The 15,324-nt window shown below is 27.9% G+C and carries 12 protein-coding genes and 1 pseudogene; all 13 read left to right on the forward strand.

The annotated features are described in order from the left end of the window. The first annotated feature begins 1 nt into the window (after position 1). The 13 genes and pseudogenes from STAIW_RS00220 to atpG all read left to right on the forward strand — a co-directional run bounded on the left by STAIW_RS00220 (position 2) and on the right by atpG (position 15,318). Positions 2-593 (forward strand): annotated as a pseudogene (locus STAIW_RS00220) (CatB-related O-acetyltransferase). A gap of 60 nt (positions 594-653) precedes the next feature. Next, positions 654-1,262 (forward strand): LemA family protein, encoded by a 609-nt coding sequence (locus tag STAIW_RS00225; protein WP_020833882.1) that lies wholly within the window; start codon positions 654-656, stop codon positions 1,260-1,262. 139 nt (positions 1,263-1,401) lie between these two features. After that, a complete protein-coding gene (gene rpoB / locus STAIW_RS00230; protein ID WP_020833883.1) occupies positions 1,402-5,223 on the forward strand; it encodes a DNA-directed RNA polymerase subunit beta in 3,822 nt (1,273 codons plus the stop codon). 16 nt (positions 5,224-5,239) lie between these two features. Further along, a complete protein-coding gene (gene rpoC / locus STAIW_RS00235; RefSeq protein ID WP_020833884.1) occupies positions 5,240-9,004 on the forward strand; it encodes a DNA-directed RNA polymerase subunit beta' in 3,765 nt (1,254 codons plus the stop codon). A gap of 66 nt (positions 9,005-9,070) precedes the next feature. Continuing rightward, positions 9,071-9,496, forward strand: coding sequence for a ribose 5-phosphate isomerase B (rpiB, locus tag STAIW_RS00240; protein WP_020833885.1), 426 nt, complete (start codon positions 9,071-9,073; stop codon positions 9,494-9,496). Positions 9,497-9,511: 15 nt separating this feature from the next. Continuing rightward, positions 9,512-10,135 (forward strand): uracil phosphoribosyltransferase, encoded by a 624-nt coding sequence (gene upp / locus STAIW_RS00245; protein ID WP_020833886.1) that lies wholly within the window; start codon positions 9,512-9,514, stop codon positions 10,133-10,135. A 112-nt stretch (positions 10,136-10,247) separates the two neighbouring features. Further along, positions 10,248-10,598, forward strand: a complete 351-nt coding sequence (locus STAIW_RS06785; protein ID WP_041618747.1) for an MG406 family protein — start codon at positions 10,248-10,250, stop codon at positions 10,596-10,598. Positions 10,599-10,638: 40 nt separating this feature from the next. Continuing rightward, positions 10,639-11,442, forward strand: a complete 804-nt coding sequence (locus STAIW_RS00255) for a F0F1 ATP synthase subunit A (RefSeq protein ID WP_020833887.1) — start codon at positions 10,639-10,641, stop codon at positions 11,440-11,442. A gap of 15 nt (positions 11,443-11,457) precedes the next feature. Beyond that, on the forward strand, positions 11,458-11,790 hold the full coding sequence (locus STAIW_RS00260) for an ATP synthase subunit c family protein (RefSeq protein ID WP_020833888.1): 333 nt from the start codon (positions 11,458-11,460) through the stop codon (positions 11,788-11,790). A 10-nt stretch (positions 11,791-11,800) separates the two neighbouring features. Further along, entirely contained in the window at positions 11,801-12,334 is a 534-nt protein-coding gene (gene atpF, locus STAIW_RS00265) for a F0F1 ATP synthase subunit B (RefSeq protein ID WP_020833889.1), read from the forward strand. 3 nt (positions 12,335-12,337) lie between these two features. Then, complete coding sequence (locus tag STAIW_RS00270; protein WP_020833890.1) at positions 12,338-12,883, forward strand: F0F1 ATP synthase subunit delta; 546 nt, start codon at positions 12,338-12,340, stop codon at positions 12,881-12,883. Between the two features lie 10 nt (positions 12,884-12,893). Further along, positions 12,894-14,465, forward strand: a complete 1,572-nt coding sequence (gene atpA, locus STAIW_RS00275) for a F0F1 ATP synthase subunit alpha (protein WP_020833891.1) — start codon at positions 12,894-12,896, stop codon at positions 14,463-14,465. A 1-nt stretch (position 14,466) separates the two neighbouring features. Then, positions 14,467-15,318 carry an ATP synthase F1 subunit gamma gene (gene atpG, locus STAIW_RS00280; RefSeq protein WP_020833892.1) on the forward strand — a complete coding sequence of 284 codons (852 nt, stop codon included), beginning with the start codon at positions 14,467-14,469 and terminating at the stop codon, positions 15,316-15,318. Positions 15,319-15,324: the final 6 nt, after the last annotated feature.

Here is a 15,324-nt window from a genome sequence, read left to right on the forward strand (position 1 = left end):
AATTCCAAAATTAAATAAGGTAAAATTTTTAAAGAATTATATTACAAATAAAAATATTGAAATTGGAATATACATATTTTTATTCTTTTAAAAATGAACAAGGAATAATTAAATTTCAAAATAAAAATGGTTTATATCATTTTCCTCAAATTAATAATGATAAATTAATAATAGGTAAGTTTTGTGCAATTGCAGATGAAGTAAAATTTATTATGAATGGTGCTAATCATAGAATTAATAGTTTTTCTACTTATTCTTTTGAAATATTCAATAAATTTTCTATAAATGAAAAAATATTAACACAGTCTGTTTCCAAAGGTGACACAATTATTGGAAACGACGTTTGATTTGGTTACGGTTCAACTATAATGCCAGGAGTTAAGATAGGTAATGGTGCTATTATTGCAACCAAAAGTGTAGTTGTTAATGATGTTGAACCTTATACAATAGTTGGGGGTAATTCAACAAAATTAATAAGAAAAAGATTTGATCAAGAAACAATTAATAAATTAGAAAAATTAAAATGGTGAGATAAAGAAATTGGTGAAATAAATTCATTAGTAAACGATTTAGTAAACAATTTAATAAAATAATGTTTGATACTTTTATTTAAAAAAAATGATAAATTTATAATAGAGAGAAATTAAAGTAATATGATAGCACCTAACAAAAAAAATAATATAAATGATAATGCAGACACAAGAGTAAAAGTAAATTTTTTTAGTAAACTTATTTGGTATTTATTTTTTATCCTTATTATTCCAATTATAATACATATTGTTAATCTTAACTCTATTAAAAGAATTGAAGTAAAAGTTAACGAAGCAGAATCAGGTATTGATGTTCAATTGAAAAGAAGAAGGGATACTCTTTTAAAATTAATGGAATCTGTAGAAGGAATTATTAATTTTGAAAAAGAAACATTAACTCAAATAACAAATATGAGAATGGGTGGTGGAGTTCCAGAAATGATTAAAAATAACAAAATAATGGATAAAGCGTCTAGAGATTTTATGATACAAGTTGAAAACTATCCAAATCTTAAATCTTCAGAAGTTATTCAAACAATGATGGATTCAATTAATGATATTGAAGAAAATATTGCAGCTTCAAGAAGAATTTATAATTCAAATGTAAGTATTTTTAATCAGAAAATTGTAGCTTGACCAGCAAATGTAGCAGCTTCTTTAATGAAGGCAAAAATTAAATACTTTTTTGAAATAACTGAGGAAGACAGGCAAGATGTTGAAATTAAATTTTAAATAAAAAAGTAAATTTATTTAGTGAATTTACTTTTTTATTTAAAAAATAATATTATATTTTTTAATTTTTCTATTGATTTAACTACTAAAATAATATAAAATTTGTTTGCATATCTTTTATTTGAACGGGGGAAGCTAAATGAGTTACAAAATAAAAAAAATCAATGCATTAGTTGAAAGACGTGATTATGCTAAAGTTTCGGGTGATTTAGAATTACCAAATTTAATTGAATTACAAACAGATACTTTTAAATGATTTAAAGAAAAAGGAATTAATGAGGTATTTGATGAAGTATTTCCGGTTGCGTCAACTGATGGAGATATAATGCTTACTTTAAGCGATTGAGAATTTAGAGAACCTAGATTATCAATAGTTAAGGCAAAAGAAGAGTCAAAAATATATGAAGCTCCAATTTATGCTAATTTGTCATTAACAATACATATGGAAGATGTAGAAATATTTAAGGAAGAAATTTCAGGTTCTATGGAAACTTTCTTAAAAGGTTGACTTCAAGAGAAGGTTGAATCTACTGCTGTTGAATTTAAAAATGGTAAAGATCAACTTTATTTTTTTGAGTTTAAAAGTAAAACAGGTGAAAAAGATTCAATTCAAATTGAAATTAAAGATGAAAAAGAAGAACTATATTTAGCAAATATAGATATTTATAAAACAGGGGAGGTATTCTTTGGTGAATTCCCATTAATGACTGATAGAGGAACATTTATCATAAATGGTAGTGAAAAAGTTGTTGTTTCACAGCTTGTTCGTTCTCCAGGTAGTTATTTTAAAGAAGAAATGAATCGTAAAAATGGAGAAATGATATACTTTGCAGATATTATCCCTTCAAGAGGAACATGATTAGAATTTGAATTAGATTCAAAAAAAAGTCTTGATAACAAAATTTCTAATGTATTCTATGTAAAAATTGATAAATCAAGAAAAACAACAGCAACAAGTCTTTTAACTGCGTTTAAAATGCAAAAAGATGAAATTTTAGATTTATTTGATAATAATGAAGTATTAACTTCAAGTTATGAAATTGATACTTTAAGTGGAGATTTAGATATTGATTTTGAAAATCAAGTTCAAGAAATTTATAAAAAAATTCGTCAAGGTGAAACAGCAACACCAGATGGTGCAAGTAAATATTTGTACGGACTTTTATTTGATAAAAGAAAGTATGATTTAACAAAAGCTGGAAGATTTAAATTGCAACAAAAATTATCAGTTAAAAATAGATTAATTGGAAGAGTTTTAGCAGAAGACATAGTTGATGTAAACGGCAAAATAGCTTTTGAAAAAGGAACAGAGATTACAAAAGATATTCACGAAGAAGTTGAAAGAGTCCTTGATAATGGAGCAATGATTAAAAAAATTAATTTTAATGATGTAATTGTTTCAGGAAAAGAATTACAAGTAGTAAAAGTTTATAAGGATAATGATCTAAGAGATGAAACAGCAACAATAATAGGAATTACAAAAAATTCAAAAGATGAATTTATTAATATTCCAGATATTATTGCTTCAATTTCTTATGCAATTAATTTAATGGATGGAATTGGTGAAATTGATGATATTGATCATTTAGGAAATAGACGTGTCAGAACTGTTGGTGAATTATTACAAAATCAATTTAGAATTGGTATGATGCGTATTGAAAAAAATGTTAGAGAGAAACTAGCAACATCAAATCCATTTAAAATGAAACCGTCAAGTATTATTAATAACAAACCATTAACTGCAATTATTGGAGAGTTTTTTAATTTGTCACAATTGTCACAATTTATGGACCAAACAAATCCACTTGCAGAACTAACAAATAAACGTAGATTAACAGCTCTTGGACCTGGTGGTTTAAGTAGAGATAGAGCAGCACTTGAAGTTCGTGACGTTCACCCTTCTCATTATGGTAGAATTTGCCCAATTGAAACTCCTGAGGGCCCAAATATAGGATTAATAAATAACTTATCAACATATGCAAAAATTAATGAATACGGTTTTATTGAAACTCCATATAGAAAAGTTAGAAATAAACAAGTTATTTTGGGAAAATATGAATATTTAACTGCTGATAAAGAAAAAGAATATGTAGTTGCAGAAGCAAATATTAAAATGTCAGAGGATGGGACAATTTTAGATGATCAAGTTATTGCGCGTTATAGAGGTGATGATATAATGGTAAATCCTGCAGATGTTGACTATGTTGACGTTTCTCCAAAACAAATTGTTTCAATTGCTACATCATGTATTCCCTTTTTGGAAAATGATGATGCTAACCGTGCCTTGATGGGTGCTAATATGCAACGTCAAGCTGTACCGTTAATTAATCCAGAATCTCCAATTGTTGGAACAGGTGTTGAATTTGAAGCTGCACGTGATTCAGGAGATGCTGTTGTTGCAACACAAGATGGTATTGTTAAATATGTTGATTCAAAGAAAATAACAATTGAACAAAAAGATGGAATAAAAATTTATGACTTAAATGATTTTAGCCGTTCAAATAATGGAACTGCAATTACTCATTTACCAATTGTTAAAATTGGAGATAAAGTAAAAGCAAGAGATATTTTAGCTGATGGTCCATCAATGGAAAATGGGGAATTAGCATTAGGGCAAAATGTAGTTGTTGCTTTTACAACTTGAAATGGTTATAACTATGAGGATGCTGTTATAGTTTCTGAACGTATTGTAATTGATGATAGATTTACCTCAATTCATATTGATGAATATACTATTGAAAGAAGACAAACAAAACAAGGTCCTGAAGAAGTTACAAGAGATATTCCAAATATTTCAGAAGCAAGTAAAAAGCATTTAGATGAAGACGGAATCGTTGCGATCGGTGCTGAAGTTAAAGTTGGAGATATTTTAGTAGGAAAAGTTACTCCTAAATCTCAAACACAATTATCACCAGAAGATAAATTATTACACGCAATTTTTGGTGAAAAATCAAGAAATGTAAAAGACAATTCATTAAGAGTACCAAATGGTGGTGAAGGAATTATCAAATCAATTAAACGTTTTAGTAGAGCTGATGGGCATGATTTGCCAGCAGATATTTTAGAAATAATTAAAGTATATGTTGTCCAAAAACGTAAAATTCAAGAGGGAGATAAAATGGCAGGAAGACACGGTAATAAAGGTGTTATTTCCAAAATTTTACCAATTGAAGATATGCCACACATGGAAGATGGAACACCTGTAGATATTATGTTGAATCCACAGGGTGTGCCTTCACGTATGAATATTGGACAAGTTTTGGAAATTCACTTAGGAATGGCTGCAAAAAAACTTGGATTAAAAATTAATACTCCTGTTTTTGAAGGAGTTAAGGAAAAAGAACTTTTGGAAATTATGGAAGAAGCTGGTATGGATAATTATGGAAAAGTAATTTTAATTGACGGAAAAACTGGTGAACCTTTTGATAAGCCAATTTCTGTTGGTGTAATGTATATGCTAAAACTTTCACACATGGTTGATGATAAATTACATACAAGAAATATTGGGCCCTATTCATTAATTACTCAGCAACCACTTGGAGGTAAAGCACAAAATGGTGGTCAAAGATTTGGTGAAATGGAAGTTTGGGCACTTGAAGCATATGGTGCTGCCTATACATTAAGAGAAATTTTAACAATTAAATCTGATGACATTAAAGGCCGTATTAAAACTTATGAATCAATTGTTAGGTCAAAACCAATTCCTAAACCAGGAATTCCTGAGTCATTTAATGTTCTTACAAAAGAAATTATGGGGTTAGGATTTGATATGCATATGATTGATGAAGAAGGAAATAAAGTTCAAATAAATGCTTATGATGATAATGATATTGATGTAGATATAGAAAATTCATTAGATGATACTGCCATTTCTTTTAATGTTTCTGATCTAGAAGACTTTTCTGAAACTGGTGAAGATGATGAAATAATATTTGATGATGAAATAGAAGAAATGGAATAAGGAGAGAAATTTTAAAATGAGAAATCAAAATAAAAGAATGATTAAAATTGAATTAGCTTCTCCTGATGTGATTAGAAGTTGATCTCGTGGTGAGGTAACAAAACCAGAAACAATAAACTATAAAACTTTGAAAACAGAAAAAGAAGGTTTATTTGATGAAAGAATTTTTGGACCAACAAGAAATTATGAGTGTAGTTGTGGTAAATACAAAAAAGTAAAAAATAAGGGAAAAATATGTGAACGTTGTGGTGTTGAAATAACAGAATCTATTGTTAGACGTGAGCGTATGGGTCATATTGAACTTGAAGAACCAGTAACACATATATGAATGTTAAAAGTGGCACCTTCAAGAATTGCTTCAATTTTAGATTTGAAAACAAAAGAAGTTGAAGAAGTGGTTTATTTTGTAAGTTACATTGTATTAGATCCAGGTAATTCAAAATACTTAAAAAAAGGACAAGTTTTGGATTTGGGTAATGCAAAAGCAACTATTAAAACTAGAGAAAGACTGACAAAAACTTTAGAAGATATTAAAAATAATTTAGATGCAGATACTTTTGCTTGAAAAAGAGTAGATAATTTATTAAATCAACTTAAATCAACTCAAATTCCTTTTTCAATGGATGAGGCTGCAACATTTATTTCAAGGCATATTAATGCAAAATTTGGAATTGGTGCAAGTGCTATTGAAGAATTATTAAAGGGAATTGATCTTGATAAGGAAATTGGAAAAATAAAAGAAGATTTAAAAGAGAAAAAAGGTTCAACTGAACAAAATAAAATGATGAAAAGACTAGAAGTACTTGATTCATTAAAAAAATCAAATTCAAGACCTGAATGAATGGTATTACATGTAATACCAGTAATTCCACCAGATATTAGACCAATTATTCAATTGGATGGTGGACGTTTTACAACTTCAGAAATTAATGATTTATATAGAAGAATTATAATAAGAAATGAACGTTTAAAAAAAGTTAAATTGATGGGTGCTCCAAGTATTATCGTTAATAATGAAAAACGTATGTTACAAGAAGCTGTTGATGCTTTACTAGATAATGAACGTAAACCAAGACCAGTAACTGGTAAGGATAAACGTGCTTTAAAATCTTTAACTTCAATTTTAAAAGGAAAACAAGGAAGGTTCCGTCAAAACCTTTTAGGAAAACGTGTTGATTATTCAGGACGTTCTGTTATTGCAATTGGTCCAGATTTAAAAATGTATCAAGCAGGTATTCCAAGAGATATGGCAATAACTTTATTCAAACCATTTGTAATAAGGAGACTTCAAGAAAAAAATTTAGCAGAAAATGTTAAAGTTGCTGAGAAAATGATATTGACAAATGATTCAAAAGTTTGAGATGTATTAGAAGAGGTCATAAAAGATAGACCAGTTTTATTAAACCGTGCTCCTACTTTACACCGTTTAGGTATTCAAGCTTTTGAACCTAAATTAGTTAAGGGTAAAGCTATAAGACTTCATCCCTTAGTAACTACTGCATTTAATGCCGATTTTGATGGAGATCAAATGGCTATACATTTACCAATAAGCGATGAAGCAGTTGCAGAAGCAAGAGCATTAATGCTTGGTTCAAAAGCAATTTTAGGTCCTAAAGATGGTAAACCTATTGTTACTCCAACTCAGGATATGATTTTAGGAAATTATTATATTACAACTGAGGAAAAATCTTCATCAAGTAATGTAATCAATGGGCAGGCTACTATATTTTCAAGTACAGAGGAAGTAAAAATTGCTTATGAAACTGATTCAGTTTCACTAAATGCAATTGTTGCAATACCTGTTTGCGAATTAAAAAATAAAATGTTTGAAAAGGCAGATGAGGATAAATTTTTAATTACAACAGTTGGTAAAATTTTATTTAATCAAATGTTTGTTGAAGAATTCCCCTGAATTATTAATTCAAATATTAATAATGCAGAAAAAGAAGTAAAGAATTTTTTAGTAGATGCAAATACTGATATTAGAAAATATATTGAGGAAGAATATAAAATTCAACAACCAATTAAGAAAAAGGAATTATCTTTAATTATTGAAAGATACTTTAAAATATTCGGAGCTCAAAAAACTGCCCAAATGCTTGATAATATGAAAGATTTAGGATTTAAATTTTCTTCAAAATCAGGAACAACAATAAGCGCAGCTGATGTTGTTGCCTATACTGAGAAATTTGAAGAATTTAAAGTTGCAGATGAAAGAGTTGCAAAAATTACAGAATTCTACAATATGGGAATGTTAACAAAAACAGAAAAAAAACGTAGAGTAATTAATGTATGATCATCTGTAAAAGATAAAATTCAAGGTAGACTTGAAGAAGTTTTAAGAAAAGATTTAAAAAATCCAGTTTTTGTTATGGCAGATAGTGGTGCTCGTGGTAATGTTTCTAACTTTACTCAACTTGTTGGTATGAGGGGTCTTATGAATGACCCTAAAGGGGATATTAAAGAAATTCCAATTAAATCATCATTCCGTGAAGGTTTAACAGTTTCTGAATATTTCATTTCTACTCATGGTGCAAGAAAAGGTATGGCTGACGTTGCTTTAAAAACAGCTGACTCAGGTTATCTTACAAGAAGACTTGTTGATATTTCTCAAGAAATTATAGTAACTGAAGATGATTGTAAAGCTACAAAAGGTTTTGAAGTGCACTCAATTATCGAAACAAAACATGATAATATAATTGTTCCATTGAAAGATAGATTAGTTGGACGTTTTACTTTTGAAGATGTACTTGATAAATCAAATAATTTAATTGTAGAAGCAAATACATTAATTTCTTCAAAAATTGCAGATCAAATTATTACTGCTCATATTGATGAAATTACAATTAGAACAGTTTTAACTTGCGATACAAATAGAGGAGTTTGTAGAAAATGTTATGGTGTTAACTTAGCAACAGGTCAGGTTGTAACATTAGGTGAACCAGTTGGAGTTATTGCAGCTCAATCAATTGGTGAACCAGGAACACAACTTACAATGCGTACTTTCCATACAGGAGGAGTTGCTGGTGGGGCTGATATAACTCAAGGACTTCCACGTATTAAGGAACTTCTGGACGTTACAACACCAAAAGGGTCAATTGCTATAATTTCCCAAATTGATGGTGTTGTAAAAGAAACAAAAGAAGAAGAAGGAATTATTACAATTTTAGTAGTTTCTGATCAAGATGAAAGAAGATATAAATCACAATATGGAGCTATATTACGTGTACATGAAGGTGAACATGTAACTAGAGGTCAAAAATTAACTGAAGGTGCTATAAATATTAAAGAACTATTGGAAGTTGCAAGACTTGAAGATGTTCAAAATTATATTTTAAAGGAAGTACAAAAAGTTTATCGTTTACAAGGAATTGAAATATCAGATAAATATATTGAAATAATTGTTAAACAAATGTTAAATAAAGTAAAAATAATTGATTCAGGAGAAACTGACTTATTACCAGGTGAAATTATTTCTTCAAGAACATTTAGAGCTGAGGTTAAAAAAGCAATTTTAGCTGGAAAAAAACCTCCACTTGCAAAACATGTTATCTTTGGTATTAAAAAAGCTCCTCTGGAATCTGATTCATGATTATCAAGTGCTTCTTTCCAAGATACTGCAAGAGTTCTTGTAAAAGCAGTTATTAAAGGAAAAGTAGATAAGCTAGAAGGTTTAAAAGAAAACATTATGCTTGGAAACTTAATTCCCGCAGGAACAGGATTGACTGGAAGTGCTGAAATAATTAAATTAGGTAAAGAAACTTACGATTCAGAATATTAAAAAAAATCAGAGCAATCTGATTTTTTATTTTTAAATTAGTGTATAGTTTTATTTAAGGGGGTTTATATGAAAATTGTTATTGGAAATGATCATACAGCTATTGAAATGAAAGAAAAAATAGTTGAGCATTTAAAACTAAAAGGTTTTGAAATTATTAATGTGGGGACTAATAATTTTGCTTCAGTAGATTACCCTGATTTTGGGAAAGAAGTTGCTAAAAAAGTTACTAAATTAAATTGTTTTGGAATAGTAATTTGTGGAAGTGGTATTGGAATATCAATTGCAGCAAATAAAGTTAAAGGTGCTAGAGCAGCTTTATGTTATGAAGATCAAACAACACAATTGGCAAGACAACATAATAATGCAAATATTCTGGCTCTTGGTGCAAGAATAATTGCTATTGAAAAAGCAATTCACTTAGTAGATATTTTTTTAGAAACTGAATTTGAAGGTGGAAGACATTCAAATAGAGTACAAAAATTAAATTTTTAATAGGGAGATATATTTATGTCATTTACGGTTATAAAACATCCATTAATTTTAGATAAATTAACAAGAATGAGAAAAATAGAAACAGCATCGAAGGATTTTAGGGAAAACTTAAATGAAATTAGTCAATTAATGGTATATGAAATTTTTAGAGATGTACCATTACAAGAAATCGATATTAAAACTCCAGTTATTGAAGCAAAAGGTTATACAATTGATATGCCTGTTGTTTTGATTCCCATAATTAGAGCTGGATTAGGAATGACTGAGGGAATACAAAGGTTAGTTCCAACATCAAGAATTGCGCATGTTGGTCTTTATAGAAATGAAGAAACATTAGAGCCAGTGCAGTATTTTGCAAAAAAAACTAGTGATATTGAAAAAAGTTACGTTATTGTTGTTGATCCAATGTTGGCAACAGGTGGTAGTGCTTCAAAAGCAATTTCAATTGCAAAAAATTGAGGAGCCAAACAAATAAAATTTGTTTGTTTAGTTGCTGTACAAAAAGGAGTGGACAAAATATTGAATGACCATCCTGATGTTGAAATTTATTCAGCTAGTCTAGATCCAATTTTAAATGAACAAGGTTATATAGTTCCTGGCTTAGGTGATGCTGGTGACAGAATATTTGGTACCAAATAGTAAGCATTTTGTTTACTATTTTTATTTTAATAACTACAAAAAAAGTTATAGATTTTATTAGCCAATGGTAGTATTATTAATTTGATGGAACTTATATTGAGGACAATAAATTTTGTTAGTTTTTAAAAATAAAAATTATTATATTTATTTATTATTATTTTTGTTAGTTTTATTAATATTGTCAGTTTTAAATAGCTTAAAGTATATAAATTTCTCTTGAACTTTAGGATATTTATTAGGATTTTTTTTTACAACTCTTAGCATTTTTTGTATAAGTTTTGCTTCTAAAGAATTAACTAGAAATCAAAATCCTTTTAACTATTTGTTTTTTTCAATTTTAAGACTTGGCATATATTTTGTTCCATTCCTTATAAGTTTTTATTTACCTAATTTCTTTTCAATTTTCGGAATTTTGATAGGATTTTTGAATTTATTTTTTTTACCATTTTTAGTTAAAAAGTAATGTAAATAATTTTTTATATGGTTTAAAAAGGAGGGGCTTTATGAATCTGCTAGCTGATAGTGGACAAACTGGAATGTTTGATAGTCTATATTCTGTCACCCCCCAGTTATTGTCAATTTTAGTTACATTTATAATTATTTGTACATTTTGTATAGTTTACAATGTAAAAATAAGAAATTTTAAAGAAGATAAACAACTAACAGGTTTTTTGGTTTTAACAGAAATTTTTATTTCAAAAGTTGAAAATATGGTAATTACAATAATGGGTAAGAAACACAGAAAGTTAACTCCCTATGTAATGTATTTATTTATGTATATTGCAATTTCATCAATTATTTCACTTTTGGGAATTGAATCCTTAAGTACGTCATATACTGTAACTTTTTCAATGGGATTTGTTACATTTTTAGGGGTTTATTATTATGGATTGAGATATCAAAAGCTTGCCTTTTTTAGAAGATATCTAAATCCAATAGAATTAATAGCACAATTTGTGCCATTAATTTCAATTTCATTTAGGCTATTTGGAAATATTCTTGGTGGAAGTATTATTTTAGGATTATTATATGCAGCCTTAATTAATTTTCAAGGAAATATTTTTGATGGAAATAGAACGACTACTGCATGAGAAGATCAATACCATTACTGGTGAGCTGGACTAAATATTTTTACAGTTATTTCTATGCCTGTATTACATTTATATTTTGATTTATTTGATGGAACTATACAATCCATTGTGTTCTCAATGTTGACATTATCATATTGATCTGGTGCAAAAAATGGTGAATCAGAAGATGGTGAAGAAAAACAACAAAGATGAACAAAAAAAGATAAAAAAAGTTAAAAAGGAGAAAAAAATATGTTTACTGAAATGCTAACAAATGCTTATTTAACTATAGGAGGAAATTTTATATCATTACTTCCATTCTATAGTATAATTTCACAATTACTTGTAGATGAAGATTTAAAAAAAGGTCTTGGATTTTTAGGTGCAGGTTTAACAGGAGTAGGTATGATTGGGGCTAGTGTGGGCCAAGGATTAGTTGGTTATGGTGCGTGTATTGCAATAGGAAGAAATCCTGAAACTGCACCTAAAATTACTTCTACTTTAATTATTACTGCAGGATTTTGTGAATCTGGTGCTATTTACGCACTAGTTATTGCTATTTTATTAATATTTGTAGCTTCATAGTTTTATACAAATGTTATTATTTTTAGCCGAAGGAACTGCAGGAATTCCAAACGTTGTAGAAAATTTATTCCCGAATTTACCAAATTTTATAGCACATATTTTATCAACAGTAGTAATAATTTTATTATTATCAAAATTAGTGTATAAACCTTTTAGAGAAACAATAAAGGAAAGACGTAGAAAAATTAATGAATTGCTTGATGAAGCTTCTTCAAAACAAGCAATTGCAAATAAAAATAATAAAGAGGCAGTTACATTTTTAGATTCTGCAAAAGAAGAATCAAAAGAAATAATTAGTGTTGCAAAAATAGAGGCAGATAAATTAAAAATCGGAATTATTGATGATGCAAGAAAAGAAGCAACAAATATCCAATTGCATGCTAAGCAAACAATTGAATTTGAAAGAAAGCAGGCTCAAGATGAAATAAGGAAAGAAGTAATTGATTTAGCTTTTTCTGCTGCAGAAAAATTAATTGAAACAAATATTTCAAAAGATAAAAATCAAAAAATGATTGAAGATTTTTTGAATAGTTTGGATAAATAATAAATGATTAAACAAAGTTTGATTATCAATTGAGCTGAAGCTATTTTTGAAATTGCAAAAGAAAAAAATAAAGTTAAAGAATATTGTGAAATACTTTCTGAATTACTAGAAATATTTAAAGAAAATGCTGAAGCAATAGAATTTATTGCTAACAGAAATATTCTTCTTGAAACAAGATTGAAATTTATTGATTTAATTTTTGCAAATAAAATTGAAGCAGAATTATTAAATACATTAAAATTATTAGTTGAAAGAAATTATTTTGGATCAATAATATATATTTTGAGTGAAGCAATTAAAAAAATATACGAACAGTTAGAAATTCAAAATGGCGTAATTTATTCAACTCAAAAATTAGATGATAAATTGATTAAAAAAATAGAAAAAAAAATTGAATTAAAAATTAATCAAAAAATAAAATTAGAAAATAAAATTGACAATAATTTATTGGCAGGAATTAGAATTGAAGTTTTGAATAAAAAATATGATTTTTCTTTAAAAGGAAAAATAGAAGATATGAAATCTATAATTCTTACAAATAGAAATTAGGGGTGATAGTGTGCCACTTAAAATAAATGAAATATCTGAAGTAATAAAAAAACAAATAAAACAATATGGTAAAGATGTTATTGAATCTGAAGAGGGAACAGTTGCAAGTATTGGGGATGGAGTAACTTTATTATTTGGTTTAGATAAAGTTATGATGGGTGAATTATTAGTTTTTCCAAATAATATTTTTGGAATGGCTTTAAATTTAGAAGACGGTGCTGTTGGTGCTGTTATTATTGGAGATGATTCACAAATTGTTCAAGGTGATAAAGTTATGAGAACAGGAAAGGTAGTTGAAACACCAGTAGGTGATGAACTATTAGGAAGAGTTTTAAATGGTATAGGAAATCCAATTGATGGGAATGGCCCATTAAACAATAAGAAATTTACTGCTGTTGAGAAAATTGCTTCAGGAGTTATGTCAAGAAAATCAGTTAACCAGCCTTTAGAAACAGGAATTTTATCAATTGATTCAATTATACCAATCGGAAAAGGTCAAAGAGAATTAATCATAGGAGATAGACAAACAGGTAAAACTGCAATTGCAATTGATGCAATAATTAATCAAATTGGCAAAAATGTTAAATGTATTTATGTTGCTATTGGACAAAAAGAATCAACAGTTGCCCAGGTTGTAGAAAAATTAAAACAAGCGGGTTCAATGGAATATACAACTGTAATTTCTGCTTCTGCTTCTGAGTCAGCACCAATGCAATATATTGCACCATATACAGGTGTATCAATTGCAGAAGAATGAATGATAAAGGGAGATGATGTCTTAATTATTTATGATGATCTTTCAAAACATGCTATCGCTTATAGAACACTGGCTCTTTTATTAAGAAGACCACCAGGGCGTGAAGCATATCCAGGGGATGTTTTTTATTTACATTCAAGATTACTTGAAAGAGCAGCAAGGGTAAATGAAAAATTTGGGGGAGGAAGTATTACTGCTCTTCCAATTATTGAAACCCAAGCAGGAGATATATCAGCATATATTCCCACAAATGTTATTTCAATTACAGATGGACAAATTTTTTTATCTGAACAGTTATTTAATTCAGGAATAAGACCTGCAGTTGATACTGGACTTTCAGTTTCAAGAGTTGGTTCATCTGCACAGATTAAGGCAGTTAAACAAATGGGTGGGACTTTAAAATTAGAATTAGCTCAATATTATGAACTGCAATCATTTGCAAAATTTGGGAGTGATTTAGATGAAACAACTAAAGCGACTTTAGATCATGGTTCAAAAATTGTTGAATTACTAAAACAAAGACAGTATAAACCAATTTCTCAAATTGATCAAGCTATTATATTACTTGCAATTAAAGATAGACTTATTAAATGATTACCATTAGATGAAATGATTTTATTTAAAGAATCAATAATTAAACATTTTAATTCTGATAATAAAGCAATGGCTTTAAGAAAATTATTGGAAACAGAAAAAGAATTTAGTAGTGAACTTGAAAAAGATATTAAAATTGAATTAGTAAAAATTTTAAAAGATATTACTTCTAAAATCAAGGGTTGAAATGTTGAAGAATTTGGTAAGCAAAAAGAGTTTTTAGAATTATAGTATGTCAAATTTAAGTGAATTAAAAATAGAAATAAGTTCTATTAAAGATATTGGGAAAATAACTGGTGCAATGGAATTAGTAGCAACAGCAAAACTTAAAAAAATATCAAAAAGAATGGAAAATATTCAAACATATTTAAATGAAGTATATGATGTTTTTAATTATATTATTTCTCATTCCGAAGATTCAATCTATCTGAAAAAAGAAAATAAACCAATACATAATACTTTATGAATTGTAATAACATCAAATCTAGGTTTATGTGGAGGGTATAATTCAAGCATTTTTAAACTAATAAAACCATTAATAAATAAAAAAAGTGATTCAGTTTATGCAATTGGTAATAAGAGTATAAAATTTTGTAATAATAATGATTTAACTATAAAAGGTTCATTAACAGATGTTGATGTAGATTTTTCAAATGAACAATCAAGACAATTAGCTGTAAATATTTTAGACTATTATATTAAGAATGAATTTGATTCAATTAAAATCGTTTACACAAAATTTATAAATAATGTCACATTTGAACCAAAAATTCTTGAAATGTTTCCTATTACTAAAAAATTAGGGGAAGAATCAAGTTTTGAAGATGTTACTTTGGAACCTGATCCAGAAACTTTACTAACTACAAGTGTTTCTATGTATTTAAATACAATTTTATTTGGAACAATAATAGAATCATTAGTTTCAGAACATGCAAGTAGAAGAATGGCAATGGAAGCTGCAACAAAAAATGGAAGAGATCTTTCAGATTCACTAACCAAATTATTTAATAGAAAAAGACAAGAAAATATTACACAGGAAATTAGTGAAATTGTTGGTGGAGCAAATGCTCAAAATGATAATTAGTAGGGA

Source organism: Spiroplasma taiwanense CT-1 (assembly GCF_000439435.1).
In the GTDB taxonomy this organism is placed as follows: domain Bacteria; phylum Bacillota_I; class Bacilli_A; order Mycoplasmatales; family Mycoplasmataceae; genus Spiroplasma_A; species Spiroplasma_A taiwanense.